General features: G+C 34.7%; 16 protein-coding genes and 1 pseudogene. 9 read left to right on the top strand and 8 right to left on the bottom strand.

What is annotated here, in order from left to right; all coding sequences use genetic code 11:
• Nucleotides 1-680 precede the first annotated feature (680 nt).
• Complete coding sequence (asd, locus tag GA0061081_RS05745) at nucleotides 681-1,784, top strand: aspartate-semialdehyde dehydrogenase (RefSeq protein ID WP_091348065.1); 1,104 nt, start codon at nucleotides 681-683, stop codon at nucleotides 1,782-1,784.
• A 62-nt stretch (nucleotides 1,785-1,846) separates the two neighbouring features.
• Here the strand turns inward: asd and GA0061081_RS05740 are convergent, their stop codons facing one another.
• The 3 genes from GA0061081_RS05740 to nagB are packed head-to-tail and all read right to left on the bottom strand — an operon-like array spanning nucleotide 1,847 to nucleotide 5,073.
• The gene (locus tag GA0061081_RS05740) at nucleotides 1,847-3,076 is read right to left on the bottom strand and encodes an ROK family protein (protein ID WP_091348062.1); all 1,230 of its coding nucleotides are present in this window, start codon (nucleotides 3,074-3,076) and stop codon (nucleotides 1,847-1,849) included.
• Nucleotides 3,077-3,112: 36 nt separating this feature from the next.
• A complete protein-coding gene (nagA, locus tag GA0061081_RS05735; RefSeq protein WP_091348059.1) occupies nucleotides 3,113-4,255 on the bottom strand; it encodes an N-acetylglucosamine-6-phosphate deacetylase in 1,143 nt (380 codons plus the stop codon).
• Nucleotides 4,256-4,266: 11 nt separating this feature from the next.
• Nucleotides 4,267-5,073 (bottom strand): glucosamine-6-phosphate deaminase, encoded by an 807-nt coding sequence (nagB, locus tag GA0061081_RS05730; protein ID WP_091348055.1) that lies wholly within the window; start codon nucleotides 5,071-5,073, stop codon nucleotides 4,267-4,269.
• A 243-nt stretch (nucleotides 5,074-5,316) separates the two neighbouring features.
• Between nagB and nagE the strand changes: the two genes are divergently transcribed.
• Nucleotides 5,317-6,846 (top strand): N-acetylglucosamine-specific PTS transporter subunit IIBC, encoded by a 1,530-nt coding sequence (nagE, locus tag GA0061081_RS05725; protein ID WP_091348052.1) that lies wholly within the window; start codon nucleotides 5,317-5,319, stop codon nucleotides 6,844-6,846.
• A gap of 270 nt (nucleotides 6,847-7,116) precedes the next feature.
• On the opposite strand, the gene tusC is transcribed toward nagE, so the two are convergent.
• From tusC to fkpA, 3 genes are read right to left on the bottom strand one after another with little or no spacing between them, the layout of a single operon-like run.
• The gene (gene tusC / locus GA0061081_RS05720; RefSeq protein ID WP_091348049.1) at nucleotides 7,117-7,470 is read right to left on the bottom strand and encodes a sulfurtransferase complex subunit TusC; all 354 of its coding nucleotides are present in this window, start codon (nucleotides 7,468-7,470) and stop codon (nucleotides 7,117-7,119) included.
• Nucleotides 7,471-7,484: 14 nt separating this feature from the next.
• Nucleotides 7,485-7,853, bottom strand: a complete 369-nt coding sequence (gene tusD / locus GA0061081_RS05715) for a sulfurtransferase complex subunit TusD (RefSeq protein ID WP_202983844.1) — start codon at nucleotides 7,851-7,853, stop codon at nucleotides 7,485-7,487.
• A gap of 16 nt (nucleotides 7,854-7,869) precedes the next feature.
• Nucleotides 7,870-8,664: an FKBP-type peptidyl-prolyl cis-trans isomerase gene (fkpA, locus tag GA0061081_RS05710; RefSeq protein WP_091348043.1), complete on the bottom strand. Its 795-nt coding sequence runs from the start codon at nucleotides 8,662-8,664 to the stop codon at nucleotides 7,870-7,872.
• A gap of 231 nt (nucleotides 8,665-8,895) precedes the next feature.
• On the opposite strand from fkpA, the gene fabZ reads away from it, so the two are divergent.
• Genes fabZ through rnhB form a run of 4 tightly spaced genes read left to right on the top strand, consistent with a single transcriptional unit; the run spans nucleotide 8,896 to nucleotide 11,903 of the window.
• Nucleotides 8,896-9,342, top strand: coding sequence for a 3-hydroxyacyl-ACP dehydratase FabZ (gene fabZ, locus GA0061081_RS05705; protein ID WP_091348040.1), 447 nt, complete (start codon nucleotides 8,896-8,898; stop codon nucleotides 9,340-9,342).
• Nucleotides 9,343-9,385: 43 nt separating this feature from the next.
• Complete coding sequence (gene lpxA, locus GA0061081_RS05700; protein ID WP_091348037.1) at nucleotides 9,386-10,165, top strand: acyl-ACP--UDP-N-acetylglucosamine O-acyltransferase; 780 nt, start codon at nucleotides 9,386-9,388, stop codon at nucleotides 10,163-10,165.
• On the top strand, nucleotides 10,165-11,319 hold the full coding sequence (gene lpxB / locus GA0061081_RS05695; protein WP_091348034.1) for a lipid-A-disaccharide synthase: 1,155 nt from the start codon (nucleotides 10,165-10,167) through the stop codon (nucleotides 11,317-11,319). Before lpxA ends, lpxB begins: the two co-directional genes overlap by 1 nt.
• Nucleotides 11,313-11,903 carry a ribonuclease HII gene (gene rnhB, locus GA0061081_RS05690; RefSeq protein ID WP_091348031.1) on the top strand — a complete coding sequence of 197 codons (591 nt, stop codon included), beginning with the start codon at nucleotides 11,313-11,315 and terminating at the stop codon, nucleotides 11,901-11,903. The genes lpxB and rnhB overlap by 7 nt, the downstream gene beginning before the upstream one ends.
• Nucleotide 11,904: 1 nt before the next feature.
• Here rnhB and GA0061081_RS05685 read toward each other — a convergent pair.
• Together GA0061081_RS05685 and GA0061081_RS05680 are read right to left on the bottom strand one after the other, a co-directional pair.
• Nucleotides 11,905-12,338: pseudogene (locus tag GA0061081_RS05685) on the bottom strand (YiiX/YebB-like N1pC/P60 family cysteine hydrolase).
• Nucleotides 12,339-12,430: 92 nt separating this feature from the next.
• Nucleotides 12,431-13,720 carry an NAD(P)/FAD-dependent oxidoreductase gene (locus GA0061081_RS05680; RefSeq protein ID WP_091348028.1) on the bottom strand — a complete coding sequence of 430 codons (1,290 nt, stop codon included), beginning with the start codon at nucleotides 13,718-13,720 and terminating at the stop codon, nucleotides 12,431-12,433.
• 347 nt (nucleotides 13,721-14,067) lie between these two features.
• Between GA0061081_RS05680 and GA0061081_RS05675 the strand changes: the two genes are divergently transcribed.
• From GA0061081_RS05675 to GA0061081_RS05665, 3 genes are read left to right on the top strand one after another with little or no spacing between them, the layout of a single operon-like run.
• Nucleotides 14,068-15,039, top strand: a complete 972-nt coding sequence (locus GA0061081_RS05675) for an HlyD family secretion protein (RefSeq protein ID WP_091348024.1) — start codon at nucleotides 14,068-14,070, stop codon at nucleotides 15,037-15,039.
• A complete protein-coding gene (locus GA0061081_RS05670) occupies nucleotides 15,021-16,160 on the top strand; it encodes an ABC transporter permease (protein ID WP_091348020.1) in 1,140 nt (379 codons plus the stop codon). Before GA0061081_RS05675 ends, GA0061081_RS05670 begins: the two co-directional genes overlap by 19 nt.
• 14 nt (nucleotides 16,161-16,174) lie before the next feature.
• On the top strand, nucleotides 16,175-17,332 hold the full coding sequence (locus GA0061081_RS05665; RefSeq protein WP_091348016.1) for an ABC transporter permease: 1,158 nt from the start codon (nucleotides 16,175-16,177) through the stop codon (nucleotides 17,330-17,332).
• Nucleotides 17,333-17,546: the final 214 nt, after the last annotated feature.

The raw sequence follows: 17,546 nt of genomic DNA, 5'->3' as shown, positions 1-17,546 counted from the left end.
ACATCTTTGTCATATATCCATATGCGCTAAGTTAACAGTCATTTGAATTTTATGATTAAGTTATTTATTTGAGTTCTTTTCAAGTTTTTTTAGTCTTTTTCTTTCTTGTTTCTTTATTGCTCTTCTGTATTTTTTATTATGTTCTTTATTATTTAATCGTTTTATATTTTGTTCATCTTCACAATTATACATTTGATAATTTTAATAATCATAGAAAATAATACTGACAAAACCTAAACCCAATAATAGAACGAGTGAAAATCCCGGGAGCTCATCTAATGTTTCTTTAAAAAAGGAAGTACTATTTTGTATGATAAATAAAAGGGAATAAAGCATCCGGCAAAACATATAAAATAGACAACTTTTTTACTCTGTTTGTGCCAACACAACGAAGAAGTATTCTAACTAAGAAAAGTGTTAGAGACATATAAGCCGTTATAAATAAGTCGGCTAATAACCTGATCATTGGAAAAAATAAAATTATTCAGAAAAAGTATTTGGTACAAATGCTGATTTGTTTTTTTGTTTGTTATTGTCGTTGTTTTGTCTTTCAATATATAACACCACGTTATTATTTATTCTTATGTAAAAATAATTCTTATCTTACTTGTTTTATGATGATATTTTGTTTTAATAGATAAAATATCTATCAATATAACATCTACTTTTGGAAATAAAATATGAAAAATGTTGGTTTTGTCGGTTGGCGTGGAATGGTAGGTTCTGTTCTTATGCAACGTATGGTTGAAGAACACGATTTTGATTATATCAATCCAGTTTTCTTTTCTACTTCTCAAGCAGGTCAAGCTGCTCCTACTTTTGGCGGTAAAACAGGCACATTACAAAGTGCAGATAATATTGATGCATTAAAAGCGTTAGATATTATTGTTACTTGTCAAGGTGGTGATTATACCTCCGAGATTTATGCAAAATTACGCGCAACGGGCTGGCAAGGTTATTGGATTGATGCAGCATCAACATTACGTATGGCTGATGATGCAATTATCGTGCTCGATCCAGTGAACAAAGCTAACATTGATGCTGCTTTAGATAAAGGTATTAAAACCTTTGTTGGTGGTAATTGTACTGTGAGCTTAATGTTAATGTCTCTCGGTGGTTTATTTGCCGAAAATCTTGTTGATTGGGTTTCGGTTTCAACTTATCAAGCTGCTTCAGGTGGTGGTGCGCGCCATATGCGTGAACTGCTTACTCAAATGGGCATGCTAAATGCTGAGGTTGCCAAAGAGTTACAAAATCCGCATTCTTCCATTTTAGATATTGAGAGAAAAGTGACCCAAAAAATGCGTGATGGCAGCTTGCCTACTGATAACTTCGGTGTGCCATTAGCCGGTAGTTTAATTCCTTGGATCGATAAGGCGCTTGATAATGGTCAAAGCAAAGAGGAATGGAAAGGACAAGCTGAAACCAATAAAATCTTAGGTACCAGTCAAATTATTCCAGTTGATGGACTTTGTATTCGTATCGGGGCACTACGTTGTCATAGCCAAGCTTTTACCATTAAATTGAAAAAAGATATCAGTATCCCTGAAATTGAAAAACTGCTTGCCGCTCATAATGATTGGGTAAAAGTCGTACCTAATGATCGTCAATTATCCATGAAGGAATTAACGCCAGCAGCTGTTACTGGTACGTTAACGACACCGGTTGGGCGTTTACGAAAATTGAATATGGGTAAAGATTATCTTTCTGCTTTTACAGTGGGTGACCAATTGTTATGGGGGGCGGCTGAACCATTACGAAGAATGTTACGCATTTTAGCCTAAATTTAGAAATAAAATCACAAAGCCCGATTGATTGGTCGGGCTTTATTTTTTATCACAATAGATTACTGTTGTATATCGTCTAACAATGTCATTAATAATGATCCATTAAATAAAGCTTGCTGCACTAGTGCAAATGCCCCAATTGCCGATCTATCGTTAAGTGATGAACAAGTAATGGTCAGATTTTTTCGTAAACCTTCTAAGCTTTGAGCATTTAATGCACTATTGACTGCGTTTAATAGTATTTCTGGTGACTTAGTGATTTCACCTGCTAATACGATTCGTTGTGGATTGAAGATGTTAACCATAATTGCAACTGCCCTGCCAAGGTTTTCACCTGCATCTTTGACTAGTTTTATCGCTAGCTCATCTCCTTGATTAGCATATTGACAGATATGGTTAATATCACAGTGATCTGTTGTTAATTTTGATCTATAGCCTTGCTCAATCATCTGTTTCGCCCGGTTTTCAATGGCTTTATTGACTACGCGGTTTTCTAAACAACCAAAGTTACCGCAATGGCAGCGTTCACCTAATGCGTCGACTTGAATATGTCCAACTTCGCAAGCACTCTGATTATGATTTGTTAGCAGTTGCTGGTTAACGATAACTCCAGAGCCTACACCACGGTGTACACGGATTAAAATGGAATCATCAACATTTTGTGTCGAACCAAAATAATTTTCAGCTAACGCTAAGCTTTGAATATCATTCCCGACAAAAATAGATACATTAAATTGCTCTTGCAGTACTTCAGCTAAAGCCCACTCTTTCACTTGAATATGTGGTGTATAGCGGACAATGCCATTGACCGAATCAATTAAGCCCGGAAGTACAATAGATATTGCGATTAACTGTTTTATTTTTTTGCTATTTTCCTGAATGAATTCTTTAGTTAATGTGATTAAGTGTGTTTGTACTTGCTGTTCGGTAAAATGAGTAAGAGAATATCTTTTGGATATTAGGCAATTAGCCCCTAAGTCAAAAAGCTCAATGGTGATATGAGAACGGCTTAATTGTATAGCAATGGCTTGGTAGTGTCCGAATTTAGCTTCAATTGAAACCGCAGGTCGGCCTCCCGTTGACTGTTGGGCATCGACTTCCTTAATTAATTTTTTTTTAAGAAGTTGGCGGGTTATTTTGGTAATACTTGCAGGTGCTAATTGACTAATTTCGGCCAATTGAATACGAGAAACCGGAGCTTGCTGAACAATCAAACGATAAATCATTGCATAATTTAGCTGTTTGATTAATTCAGCGTTACCAACTAAGTTCAGATAATTAAATGTCATATATTACTCAATATTTTTCATTAATTATCTGACATTCTAGCGATTCATTTCTCCATTAACAACCGTTTTCACTACCGTAAAGTCACGATTAAAGATAACAAGGTTTGCAATTTTATCTTCACTAATACTACCAAGATGTTTATCTACACCAATTGCTTTGGCAGGGTAAAGTGTCGCCATTCTTAACGCTTCATCTAACGCAATGCCTACATATTCCACAGCATTTTTTACTGCATCAATCATGGTTAATGCTGAACCACCAAGAGTGCCGTTTTCGTCCACACAGCGACCATTTTTATAATAAATGGTTTTACCTGCAAATATGCCAGATTCTAAATTAGAGCCAGCAAGTAGCATTGCATCGGTAATTAAGATTAAATGATCTTGTTTAATTTTGTGACTATTGCGAATATTTGCCCAACTGACATGTTGACCATCAGCAATAATGCCAACATACACTTCAGGTTCATCATAAATTGCACCAACTACACCCGGTTCTCGTCCAGAAATATAAGGCATGGCATTAAATAGGTGAGTTCCTAAACGAATACCATCGTTAAATCCACGACGACAATCATCATAATGACCATTGGAATGCCCAACAGAAACATGAATACCTGCGTTAACCAGTTGCTTGATAAAATGACTTTCAACTTTTTCTGGTGCTAAGGTAATAATTTTAATGACATCAGCATTTTCACATAGAAAATCAATCATTTTTTGCGAAGGTTGACGAATAATATTTTCGTCATGAATGCCTTTCTTTTCTGGACTAATATAAGGACCTTCAAGATGCAAACCAAGCGCTTGATTGGCATGCGTAGTTAAATATTCACGCATCACTTTAACCGCCTTTATCATAAATTCATCAGTTGATGTAATTAAAGTCGGTAAATAACTCGTACATCCATAAGTTAGATTTGTTGCTTGCATTGCTTCTAATGTCTCAATGCTTAGTGCATCAAGTGTTTCATTAAATTGCACCCCACCACAGCCATTGACTTGAATATCAATAAAACCAGGTGCAACTATTGCACCTTGTAAATTTTCAATTTTAATATCCACAGGTAACTCGTCTTGTTTGCAGATCTGTGCAATTTTATCTCCGTTGATAATAACGGCGTGATTTTCAAGAATTTCATAACCTGTATAAATACGACAATTTGTTAATGCGTACATTGATTTGTCCTTTATAAAACGGTTACTTTAAGATTATCAGCTTCCATTTGTTTAAAATATTTTAGTGTTTTCACTTTAAGATCATCAGTACTTGGTTCATCACAGACAATAATTGATGCTGGATGCATTTGTAGTGCGGTCACTGTCCAAAGATGATTAACACTACCTTCAACACCGGCTTGTAACGCTAAACTTTTGTTATGGCCACAAACTAACAAAATGACTTCCTGAGCATCCATTAAAGTGGCAACACCAATAGTTAGCGCATGTTTTGGTACTTGATTAACATCATTATCAAAAAAGCGAGAATTGGCAATGCGTGTATCTTCAGTTAATGTTTTGATACGAGTACGAGAGCAAAGTGAAGATCCTGGTTCATTAAATGCGATATGTCCATCTTGACCAACACCACCTACAAAAATATTGATTTTACCATAAGCTTTGATCTTTGCTTCATATTGACGACATTCTTCATCAATATCTGGCGCATTACCATTTAATATATGGATGTTGTTTTTATCAATATCAATATGGTTAAAGAAATTTTCGTACATAAATGTGTGATAGCTTTGAGGGTGATCTTCAGGGAGTCCTACATATTCATCCATATTAAAAGTCACTACATGTTTAAAGCTAACATGACCTGCTTTATACTGCTTAATCAGTTGTTGATACATAACTAACGGTGAGCTTCCTGTTGGTAAGCCCAGTAAAAATGGACGGCCAGCGGTTGGTTTGAATTGGTTAATCTTATTAACAATACGTTGTGCTACCCAGGCGCCGACTTCTTGTGCATTTTCTAAAGGAATAAGTCTCATGTAATAACACCTCTTCTGATATAATTAAAATGGTTTCTTTTTTTTTAAAGTAAAATATGTTGGCTTTATTTTACTATATTAAAGGAATTAATCCAAAAAAATAGTGATAAAAGTCACAAAAAATAAACAATTAATTTGCTAAGTAAAATAATATGATATGAAATATGAATAAAGTGATTACTGATACCTAAAAGTGTTTTTTATACTTTATAGGTATAGTTCAATAATATATGAGGTTAACTTATGGGAATTTTAGCTTATTTACAACGTATCGGGCGCTCACTGATGGTACCTGTAGCGGTATTACCAGCTGCTGCAATACTACTTGGGATTGGTCAGTGGGTTAGCCATATAGAGTGGGTTAGTCATGTAAACTTGTTTGGACTGATGGAATGGGATGCTAGTATTGTTGCTAAATTTTTAGTGACATCTGGGAGTGCTATTCTAAGTAATATGCCAATACTTTTTGCTATTGGTGTGGCTTATGGTATGTCTAAAGATAAGGATGGAGCTGCCGCGCTTTCTGGTTTAGTGGGTTTTTTAATTATCACTACCTTATTATCACCGGAATCTATTGCGTTTTTTCATGGAATAGATATAAAAGCAGTTAAAGATTGGCAAAAACTAGTACCACCAGCATTTAATAGTATCAACAATCAATTTATTGGCATTTTAGTTGGGATTATTTCAGCAGAGTTATACAATCGATTTAGTTCCATCGAGTTGCATAAGGCATTAGCTTTTTTCAGCGGTAAGCGCTTTGTTCCTATTATTGTCTCAGTTGTGATGTTACTTGTGTCTGTACTCTTCTATTTTATTTGGCCTGTTGTTTATAGCGGATTAGAATATTTTGGTCAACTGATTCAAGGATTAGGCTCTGCTGGCGCAGGTATTTATGGATTCTTCAATCGTTTACTTATTCCGGTCGGTTTACATCATGCTTTAAACTCAGTATTCTGGTTTGACGTGGCTGGTATCAATGATATTCCTTATTTCTTAGGCGGACAAAGCTCTATTGATGCAGGTAAAGCGGTTGTAGGTATTACTGGTCGTTACCAAGCTGGATTCTTCCCTGTTATGATGTTTGGCCTGCCTGGTGCAGCATTAGCCATGTACCATACAGCTAAAAAAGGCAATAAAGAGAAAACCGCATCAATTATGTTTGCGGCCTCTATTGCTGCATTTTTTACTGGTATTACTGAGCCATTAGAATTTGCCTTTATGTTTGTTGCACCAGTGCTTTATTTTATCCATGCGGTTTTAACAGGTATCTCATTGTTTATTGCTGCGACTATGCAATGGATATGTGGATTTGGTTTTAGCGCTGGCCTGATAGATATGTTGCTTCAGTCAGGAAATCCACTAGCAGTACATTGGTCTATGCTAATTCTTCAAGGCTTAGTGTTCTTTGTGGTCTACTATATGGTATTCCGTTTTGTTATTATTAAATTTAATCTTAAAACACCTGGTCGTGAAGATGAAGATACTACACTTTCATCAACTGAAAAAACTCCGAAAAAACAAGAAATTGGTGATACATCTAAACTGGCTGAACAATATTTAGCAGTTGTAGGTGGTAAAGAGAATCTAATCAATATTGATTCTTGTATTACACGCTTACGTTTAGGTGTAAATGATTCAGAGTTGGTCGATGAACAAACAGCTAAAGCATTAGGTGCGATGGCAGTCATTAAATTAGGTAAAACAGGTGTGCAAATTATTGTTGGTACTCAGGCCGAAAAAATTGCCGATCAAATGAAGAAATTAGTCTAGTTTAATAAGATAAAAGCTAAATTAAATGAACTATAATCCACTCTATATTAAGCATAATAAAAATAGGGTGGATTATTTATTTGCTTTTACCTTACGGAAACTACATTAGTCTATCATATCAATGTTGAATGCATCTTTTATGAAAAATTGGTTATTTTGTTAAAAATAATAAGATAAAAAAATAAATAAAATCAATATGTTTTCTGAATGTTTTTTGTTTAGATATCAAGCCTGTTATTGTGGTGTGAGATTTTGTATTTCAATATAAAACTAAAATCGTAATATTACATCTTGAATGGTTAATAATTGATTTAATAACTGATTATTAATGAGTTTACTAGGGATATTACGAGGTAGCTGCATTAGATTTCTTGATTTAAGTGAAGATTCACATACATACACATTATCAATATCATAAAGCTCAAGCATATTGAAAGTTGCAATATAATCACGCATTAAAATTTCATCTGGCTGCTGATTAGGTAACAAATGAAATACGCCATCATCGACAAAAAAAACAGAAATTTGGTTAAAAGTTGAGGTAGCCAATGCGATATCTAGTGCTTCTCGACCTTTGGCATTTCCGTGAGGTGGCGAGCTAATAATTATTGCTAATTTTTTCATTTCCCCCCCTAACATTAAAACTGAATAGTACGATCTGTTGTTGAAATTGATTCACTCAATTCACCAAGACCAGTTAATTCAAAACGATCAGCCAGATTGTTTTTAATAATACCTCGTCGCTGTGCTGCTGCAACACAAATCGTTAACGCAAAAGAGTGCTTTTTAGATAATTCTTGCCATGCAGAAACTAAGTTAAATTCATCATTAGCGGGGTCGGTATAGCTGTTACCATTATAAACACCATCGGCATAAAAAAAGATATTTTTAATAGTATGAGGAGTATTAGATAGTAAAACTTGTGCAAATTGATATGCACAATAAGCAGATTGGGTCCCATAAACAGGACCCATAACAATAAGTGTATAGCTTAATGAATCAAACAAGTGAGTCTGTTGATTATTATTCAGCTTGCTCTGACTCTGGCTCTGATGTTGGTTCTTCAGCTGGTTCTTTATTTGTATCATTTTTATTATCAATACCAAGTAATTCAACTTCAAATACTAATGTTGATGCAGGTTGGATTCCTGCTTTACCTTCTTGACCAGGAATGTTTTGATCACCATAAGCTAGATCTGGTGGTACAACAAGTTTAATTTTACCACCAACACCAATTAGTTGGATGCCTTCAATCCAACCTTTTATCACACCATTAAGAGGAAATTTAGCAGGCTCACTACGATCATAAGAACTGTCAAATTTACGTCCATCAGTTAAAGTACCTTTATAATGAACGATAACGGTATCATCGGCAGTCGGATGATGGTCTGAGCCATTTTCCAAAATTTGATAAAGCAATCCAGATTTAGTTTTTTTAACACCATCTTGTTTAGCAAATTCTTCACGGAATTTGTCACCGGCAGCTGTATTTTCGGTTTTTTGTTTTTCAAAACGCGCTTGGCTTTCTTCTTGAATTCGTTTACCAAATGCCTCTAAGATAGTTTTAACTTCATCTTTACTTAGTTGTGATGCACCACTGAATGTTTCATTAAAACCACCGATTAAATATTCTTGATCTGGTTTAATTTCATTTTGTTCTAAATTTGTTTTCATGTATGTTGCAAATGATGAACCTAATGCATATGCCTCTTTCTGTGCATCTGTTGAAATTGTTATTTTATCTGTTTTTTTATCACAGCCAGCTAATGCTAATACAATTGCGCTACTCACTAAGGTCATTTTAATCAATGATTTCATTCTACTTCTCCAAGTTAGAAATTCTTTTAGATTGTTAATTCGACTATTATATATTATTTAACAAAAGATAACATAGTGTTTACCAATCATTTATTTAATAATTTATATTACTGTGCCGATAATAAAATAGGATAAGTAATATTTTGTACTTTAAATCATCCTTGAGTGAAAGAGGCTTCATCAGTTATAATGTATAAAATTTATAGCAAATAATGTATAAGGATAGCTATTTTGACTACCGAACTTAATGCCCTTGATATTGAAGAAATTATCAGTTTATTACCCCATCGTTATCCATTTTTGATGGTTGATCGCGTACTTAGTTATGAAAAAGGTAAAACATTAAAAGCGATAAAAAATGTTACTGTAAATGAACCATTCTTTCAGGGACACTTCCCTAATAAACCGATTTTCCCAGGTGTATTAATTTTAGAAGCTATGGCACAAGCTACAGGAATTTTGGCATTTAAAAGCATTGAAGAGTTATCTCCAGGGCAACTTTATTACTTCGCTTCAATTGACAAAGCACGTTTTAAACGTCCTGTTGTACCGGGTGATCAACTTGTGTTGGATGTTGAATATATTAAAGAGCGTCGTGGCATTGCGTTATTCCATGGTGTTGCAACCGTTGATGGCAAGTTAGTTTGCGAAGCTGAAATGATGTGTGCTCGTAAATAACATTTGGTATTTTACATATTCCAAATTGTTTTAAGGAAATACTATGGCAACAGAAATACACCCAAGTTCAGTCATTGAAAAAGGTGCTAAAATCGGCGATAACGTCAAAATTGGTCCTTTTTGTTTTATTGGTGCAAATGTTGAAATTGGTGACGGAACATTTTTAAAATCACACGTTGTCGTCAATGGCCACACTAAAATTGGTAAAGATAATCAAATTTATCAATTTGTCTCAATTGGTGAAGTAAACCAAGATTTAAAATATCGTGGAGAGCCAACGCGTACCGAAATCGGCGATCGCAATATGATTCGCGAAAGCGTTACTATTCACCGTGGTACAGTTCAAGGTGGCGAGTTAACTCGTGTTGGTAGTGATAATTTATTGATGATTAATGCCCACGTTGCGCACGATTGTTATATTGGTAATCACTGTATTTTAGCAAATAATGCCACCTTAGGTGGACATGTTCAATTAGACGATTATGTCATTGTTGGTGGCATGACAGCTGTTCATCAATTTTGTGTGATTGGATCGCATGTTATGATCGGCGGTTGTTCTGGCGTTGCGCAAGACGTTCCTCCTTATGTTATTGCCCAAGGTAATCATGCAACTCCTCATGGCGTAAATTATGAAGGCTTAAAGCGCAGAGGTTTTAGCAAAGATGCCTTACAGGCGATTCGCAATAGCTACAAGGTCCTTTATCGAAATGGCTTAACGTTGGATGAAGCTAAATCTGAAATTGCAACCATTGCCGAACAATATCCTGAAGCCCAACTCTTTGTTGACTTTTTTGCACGTTCAACGCGTGGCATTATCCGTTAATGACCAATAAACCATTAACCATTGCCTTAGTCGCGGGAGAAACTTCTGGCGATATTCTTGGCTCGGGATTGATTCGTGCGCTAAAAAATCATCATCCCAACATTGAATTTGTTGGTATAGCAGGTCCTAAAATGCAAGCTGAAGGTTGTAAGGCTTGGTATGAAATGGATGAATTATCGGTTATGGGCATTGTTGAAGTATTGGGGCGATTACGTCGTATTTTATCTATTCGCCGAGATATCAATAAACGTCTTATTGAACTTAACCCCGATATATTTATTGGTATTGACGCACCTGATTTCAATCTTTCCCTAGAAGGTAAATTAAAACAAGCCGGTATTAAAACGATCCATTACGTTAGCCCCTCCGTTTGGGCTTGGAAGCAAAAACGAGTTTTCAAAATTAAACGTAATACCAATCTTATTTTAGCTTTTTTACCGTTTGAAAAAACTTTTTATGATAAATTTGATGTACCTTGCCGCTTTATTGGTCATAAGATGGCTGATGATATTCCACTTAATCCAGATAAAATAGCTATTCGTCAACAATTAGATGTGCCACTCAATTGCCGTTGTTTAGCTTTATTGCCCGGTAGTCGCCATGCAGAAGTGACATTATTATCGACTCCTTTTTTAGAAGCTGCGCAATTATTACGCCAACGTTATCCTGACATACATATTGTTGTACCATTAGTGAATGAAAAAAGACGAAAAGAGTTTGAACAGATTAAAGCCGAAGTTGCACCAAAACTAGACATACAATTATTAGATGGCCATGCCCGTGAAGCAATGATTGCTAGCGATGCGGCAATTTTAGCCTCTGGTACTGTGGCACTAGAATGTATGTTAGCCAAATGTCCTATGATTGTTGGTTATAAAATGAAACCTTTCACATTTTGGCTCGCTAAAAAATTAATTAAAACTCCTTATGTCTCTTTACCTAACATTTTAGCTGGTAAAGCCTTGGTTCCAGAGTTATTACAGCAAGATTGCACACCTGAAAATATCGCCAATCATATTATTCCCTTATTAGAGGATGATAATTCTGAGCTAAAACAGACATTTTTATCTTTGCATAAACAAATCCGTTGTAATGCCGATGAACAAGCGGCTAAAGCAGTACTCGATGTATTAGAGGATGTACATTGTTGTTAGACTTTACTTATCCAGATATAACACTTATTGCAGGCGTCGATGAAGTAGGACGTGGTCCACTGTGTGGTGATGTGGTGACTGCTGCGGTTATTTTAGATCCTAACAAGCCAATTAAAGGCTTAACTGACTCTAAAAAACTGACCGAAAAAAAGCGAGAACAGCTGTTTGATATAATCAAACAAGATGCTTTAGCGTGGAATATTGCCCGCGCTTCAGTGGATGAAATAGATAAATTAAACATATTACATGCCACTATGCTAGCAATGCAGCGTGCTGTATCTGGATTAACTATTAAACCTAATTTTGTATTAGTCGATGGTAATCGTTGCCCTGATTTTGGTATTCAAACTCAAGCGGTCATTAAAGGCGATTTATTGGTGGCAGAGATTAGCGCTGCTTCAATTTTGGCTAAAGTTACACGTGATCGTGAGATGGTTGAGCTTGATAAGTTGTATCCACAATATGGCCTTGCTAAGCATAAAGGTTATCCAACTAAAGCACATTTAGCGGCAATAAAAGAACATGGTATTAATCATTTATATCGTAAAAGTTTTGCACCAGTTAAGAGTTTAGCATTATTTTAATTCACCATTGTTTGTCAACCGTTATCAGCAAGGAGGAATTAAAAATAGAAACTGGTGAAATAACCGTTTCTTGATAAGGAATTTTGTTTCCATAACGTTCTTTTAGTTTTTGCTTCACGGCAGGTGATGAAGATTAAAATCTTTGATAGTTTGTAATTGACCAATTTTCAATTTAAGTGCTTTATCATAAATTTTCCAGATTAACTCAGAACAATAGATATAATTATTGTCCCAACCAAACCAGATATCATAAGGTTTGCCATTTTTAATGAAAATAATTCCCATATGACTGTATGGAGAGTTTGTAGCTTGTTCAACTGCCAAGCTTTTTCTTGATTGTGAGGATTGAAAAATAATATCACTATCTTGAGGTTTATAACTAGCAATACTAATAAAGCTAACTAAAGACAGCATAAACAATATAATAAAACGCATTAATACCTTTGCCTGTAAATAATGCTATAAATTATAAAATAAAATAGCTACTTATAAAATAGTATTTTGTAAGTAGCTATCTAAATGGGAAACTAGTCTTGGTGAGTAAAGATAGAAGCAAATTTATTTTTATACATCTCTTTACTAGCTTTAACAAATCGAATTGTTTTGAAAATACCTAATAAGCTTGCTTGATGCATACGATACAATAGGCGATGAATAGTTAAAGCAAAAAATCCTTTAACATTCATTTCTCGTTTTCCTGCAATTTTAACCACACCTTGTGCTGTATCATGCAGGGAAATAATCGTTCCATTATCGGTATAATTAAACGATTTCATTGATTTATTATTTAACATGTTAACAATGTTTTCATAACAGATTTTTGCCATCTGATGTGCAGCTTGTGCTGTAGCGGGAGCGGCTCGTCCGCTGTCTTGCATCGCGTAAGCACAATCACCAATAACAAAAATATTATCATCGCGTGTTGTTTGTAGTGTTGGTTTAACAACAAGTTGATTAGAACGACTTGATTCTAAACCAGCAATATCTTTTAGATAGTCAGGTGCTTTTACGCCCGCAGTCCAGATCATAATATCAGCGTTGATGGTATCGCCTTCTTTTGGATAAAAACCATCACTTTCCGCTTTAGTTATCATGGTTTTGGTTAACACATGAATGCCACGTTTTTGTAATGTTTCGGTAATACCTAATGCTGTTTTTTCAGGTAATGCAGGTAAAATACGATCAGTTGCTTCAATAACTGATACATCTAGCAAATCTGAACACATTTTATTGCGTCCACAAGCACCAAATGTTTCAACCATATGGGGTAATTCTGAGGCCAATTCAACACCTGTCGCACCGCCGCCAACAATAGCTATACGAATTTTATCTTCAGTTGTTGATTCATGTTCATCAATAATCGAACAAAAACTAGAGAATTTTGCAATGAGTGTTTCACGTAAACGAATAGCGGCATTTTGATCATCTAAAAAGATACAATGTTCTTTAACACCAGGCGTACCAAAATCGTTTGAAGTACTGCCTATTGCCATAACTAAAATATCATATGGAATAGAAACAGACTCGTGATTTAAGTTTTCAATAATAACTTGCTTTTCTTCACGATTAAGATTAGTAAAAGTACCTTGATTAAATTGGAAATTGTGTTGTTGCCCTTGTTTTGCATAGTCAATTCTATCAGCTTGTTCGTTCAAAATACCAGTGGCAACTTCATGTAATAAAGGTTTCCATAGGTGATAACTATTTTTATCAATCAGTGTAATTTCAGCTTGGTTTCCTTTTCCTAGTTTATCGCCAAGGTCTGTAGCTAGTTCTAAACCCCCAGCTCCACCACCAATAATTATTATTTTTTTCATAAATTTCAAACCTTATCGTAATCAACTAAAAATATCATACTAAATAAGTAGGTTTTTATCTATTTCTTTTAACGAATATCATTTATAAACAAAACCTATTAAATTGATGTTTTGTTATTATTAAAATTTATTTAAAACTCAAATGGAGTATAGTCGTATTTATTATTGATCGTGTTGATATATTCTTTTTTTTAATAAAAATTTTTCTTTATTCATTAAAATAAAGCACTTTTCGTATAATTTGTAATACAGTAATCGTTACAATTTATAAATGTGAGATCTATAATGCATACCATCATCCTAATTGTTTAGGCCATATCTAATCATTATCACTCCATGCAAAGTTTATGAATAAAAAAATTTTTATTATTATTGTGTTAATTGTTATTTTAATTTCAATGACAATTCTAATTCGATCACATAATAGCCAACTTATATTACAAGGTGAGGTTGATGCACCTAATGTTAGTATTTCGTCAAAAGCGAAAGGGCGTGTGCAGGTAATACACGTCAATCGAGGTGATGATGTAAAACCAAGCGATATATTGATAACGCTTGATAGTCCAGAGTTATTAGCACAAGTCAAAGCGGCACAAGCGGCTTGCGACCAAGCACGAGCTCAAGTTGCACTTTCTGAACATGGAACACGTGAAGAAAGCATTCGCTACTATGAAGCGTTACTTCAACAAGCTAAAGTTGCTTATGATAATGCATCCAAAGAATATGATCGTAACAAAGCTATTTCGGCCAAAGGTTATGTTTCTCAATCGATCTTAGATAATGCATTAAAAACGCGTGATGCAGCCTTTCAACAAGTTCAGTCAGCACAGGCTAATTTAGATCAAGCCAAAAATGGTGATCGTATTGAACAACGAGAAATTTATGATGCTAAATTAAAAGAGGCAGAAGAGCAACTTAAACAATTACAAATTCAATACGATGATTTACAAGTAAAGGCCCCCGTTGAAGGTGAGGTTGGTTCAATACCAGCCGAAGTTGGCGAGTTATTTAATGCCAATAGTCCATTATTGACTGTAATTCAACTACCAAAAGCGTACTTTATATTTAATCTTCGTGAAAATATTATGCCTAATATTCATAAAGGCGAACATGTTAAGCTTGAAGTCCCTGCTCTTGGTAATAAAGAAATTGAAGCTGAAGTTCGTTATATCGCACCTATGGGTGATTATGCAACAAAACGTGCAACACGAGCTACCGGTGATTTTGACTTAAAAACCTTTGAAGTTAGACTTTATCCAACAACTCCTATTGCTGGTTTACGTGCAGGTATGAGCACACTATGGAAATTAGACAACTAATTTGGGATTTTTGGTACCGCTTCAAAGAAGCGTTTAATGCTGAAATACCTGTGATATTTAAGCGTTTTACTTTCCATTGGTTAATGTGGATTTTACCGCTAATTATTTTTATATTAATCAGTAGTATCTTTTATCGTGGTGTACTTTTTGATCTCCCTGTTGGCTATATCGATAATGATAAAAGTGTTTTATCGCGTGAAATTGTGCGCGATCTTAATGCTGGAGCACATGCCAATCTGGTTAATTATGATAGCCAGCTTTCTGAGGCTGAACGTGATTTGCAAAAAGCAAAAATTTATGCCATTTTTTATATTCCACCGAATTTTGAAGCAGATGTATTAGCCGGTCGCCAGCCAACACCAATGCTATATTATAACGCGTTATATTATAGTGCTGGGTTATATTCTATTATGGATTATTCTGGCCTAATTGCGGCATTAAATACCCAATACCGTAGCACCATGGCAACTAGTATTGGGATACCGGTACCTAAACTGGCAAAAGTAAACTTCAATTATGATGGGTTATTTAATGCCAGTGGTAACTCAATGTACTTTCAGCAATTCTCAGCTGTCGTTCATCTACTACAGCTGTTTGTTGTCACAACAACGATTCATTTATTAGCACAATTACCAAAGCGAACTCGCCCTAATTATCCTTTTGTTTTAGGAAAATTAGCACCTTACACAATTTGGTTTACCATGTTGCTTATTTTTGAAATTGCGATGCTTGTTCTGTTTTCTCATGCTCGTGTATCAGGTTCGCCTTTTGCCATGGTAACGGTGGTATTTTTCTATGTGATTGCCGCTCAAAGTATTGGTATTTTGCTATACACCTTTACTAAAACCCCTATTGATGCTTATACTTATATAGGTATTTTAGTTGGACTTGCGTTAACTTATTCCGGTGTTGTTGTACCCGAATTATCTATGCCTTGGATCGCAAGGTTTATTTCATCACTAGAACCATTAACTTATGCTCTCAATAAGCTGTTTGATCTATTTTTACGTCACTCTAGTTATCTTTCAGTATTAAAAACCTGTGGTATTTTAATGGTCTACCCAATAATTATTACTGTGTTAGTGAGAAAACGTCTAGTAAGACGACTACATTCACAGTAAGAGGAAACACCAAGATGCTTAAAATATTTTGGTCTTCATTTATAAAAATATTTTTGCTTTTATTAGTTAGACCAATGTGGTTGTTGCTACTATTGTCTGTTTCATTGATGAGCTTAGTTTATAGTAATGGTACTATTACCAGTTTGCCGGTTGCGATAGTCGATCAAGATCATACTCCAACCAGCCGAAGTTTAATTCGTTCTTTAAATACTAGTTCAAAAATAGAGACCATTATATATGAGAGTTCTTTGCAAGCTTATGATGATATTAATAATCACCGACTCTTTGCGGTATTTACGATTCCAAGAGATTTTGAAAAACGGCTGTTAAATGGTGAAGAAGTGACAATACCAGCATATGGCGATGCTTCAAGTCGTTTAGCCAATGGTTTAATACAAGTCGATATAAAAGGGATCTATCAACAGATATTAACTCAATATAATACTCGAATAATGCGTAATAGTGGGTTTTCAGATAAACAGATCAATATTATTTTATCGCCAATAAATGGTCAAACAGAACCACTTTATAATCCTGGTGTCAGTTTTGCCGCTATTACCTTTCCGGGTTTATTAGTAATGTTATTGCAACATTCATTTTTAATTGCCTCAACACGTACTAATATTACATTAAACTCGTTACCACAAGGTAAACCACCAAAAATTGTCATATTGGGTAGCTTGTGTGGTCTTATACCGGTATGGTTATTTTTATCCATTGTACTATTTGGTTTGTGGCCTTGGGTACTTGGTTATCGACAGCTTGCAAATATACCTGAAATTCTAATTATGACACTCCCATTGTTACTTGGTGTTTTAGGGTTAAGTAAATTACTGACAGAATGTTTACGTAAAACTGAAATGATTTATCTAACACTTGCATTTTTGACAACACCAGTGTTTTATCTATCGGGCACAATTTGGCCACTTGATGCTATGCCTCTTTGGGTACAAATTGTTTCCAAAATGTTGCCATCAACTTGGGCAACCAATATGATTGCAGGCGTAAACCAAATGGGATTAGGTTTAATAGATAATTTATTTAATGTTTTTATGATTTTATTGTTGGGGATCATATATGGTTCACTTGGCTTCTTTATTGCAGCATTGCGAGAAGGTCGAGTAAGACGATTCTTAAAGGGTTATCAAAGTAACATAATAAGTAAAACATAATTAACGGTTAAAATGCAAAGATAATATAGTGGCTTATTTATACCAACATTATCGCTATTTATTAAACATATTGATGTGATTTCACAATTTAATAAACATAAATATGAGATACCTTTGTTATTACAGATGCTCAAACTTGCTTTATTGACTAATTTACTTTATTGTTTGGGTATTATTTTGAGCTAGCTCACGTTTATTTAAATTTAATATCGTT

It is taken from the genome of Gilliamella bombicola (assembly GCF_900094945.1).
Lineage (GTDB): Bacteria > Pseudomonadota > Gammaproteobacteria > Enterobacterales > Orbaceae > Gilliamella > Gilliamella bombicola.
The sequence above is the reverse complement of the archived record's forward strand: the minus strand, read 5'-3'. Positions and strand labels throughout refer to the sequence as shown.

Excerpts from the sequence above, each read along its gene's own strand:
- asd (WP_091348065.1), top strand. The coding sequence starts at position 681 with ATGAAAAATGTTGGTTTTGTCGGTTGGCGTGGAATGGTAGGTTCTGTT.
- GA0061081_RS05740 (WP_091348062.1), bottom strand. The coding sequence starts at position 3,076 with ATGACATTTAATTATCTGAACTTAGTTGGTAACGCTGAATTAATCAAA.
- nagA (WP_091348059.1), bottom strand. The coding sequence starts at position 4,255 with ATGTACGCATTAACAAATTGTCGTATTTATACAGGTTATGAAATTCTT.
- nagB (WP_091348055.1), bottom strand. The coding sequence starts at position 5,073 with ATGAGACTTATTCCTTTAGAAAATGCACAAGAAGTCGGCGCCTGGGTA.
- nagE (WP_091348052.1), top strand. The coding sequence starts at position 5,317 with ATGGGAATTTTAGCTTATTTACAACGTATCGGGCGCTCACTGATGGTA.
- tusC (WP_091348049.1), bottom strand. The coding sequence starts at position 7,470 with ATGAAAAAATTAGCAATAATTATTAGCTCGCCACCTCACGGAAATGCC.
- fkpA (WP_091348043.1), bottom strand. The coding sequence starts at position 8,664 with ATGAAATCATTGATTAAAATGACCTTAGTGAGTAGCGCAATTGTATTA.
- lpxA (WP_091348037.1), top strand. The coding sequence starts at position 9,386 with ATGGCAACAGAAATACACCCAAGTTCAGTCATTGAAAAAGGTGCTAAA.
- lpxB (WP_091348034.1), top strand. The coding sequence starts at position 10,165 with ATGACCAATAAACCATTAACCATTGCCTTAGTCGCGGGAGAAACTTCT.
- GA0061081_RS05680 (WP_091348028.1), bottom strand. The coding sequence starts at position 13,720 with ATGAAAAAAATAATAATTATTGGTGGTGGAGCTGGGGGTTTAGAACTA.
- GA0061081_RS05675 (WP_091348024.1), top strand. The coding sequence starts at position 14,068 with ATGAATAAAAAAATTTTTATTATTATTGTGTTAATTGTTATTTTAATT.
- GA0061081_RS05670 (WP_091348020.1), top strand. The coding sequence starts at position 15,021 with ATGGAAATTAGACAACTAATTTGGGATTTTTGGTACCGCTTCAAAGAA.
- GA0061081_RS05665 (WP_091348016.1), top strand. The coding sequence starts at position 16,175 with ATGCTTAAAATATTTTGGTCTTCATTTATAAAAATATTTTTGCTTTTA.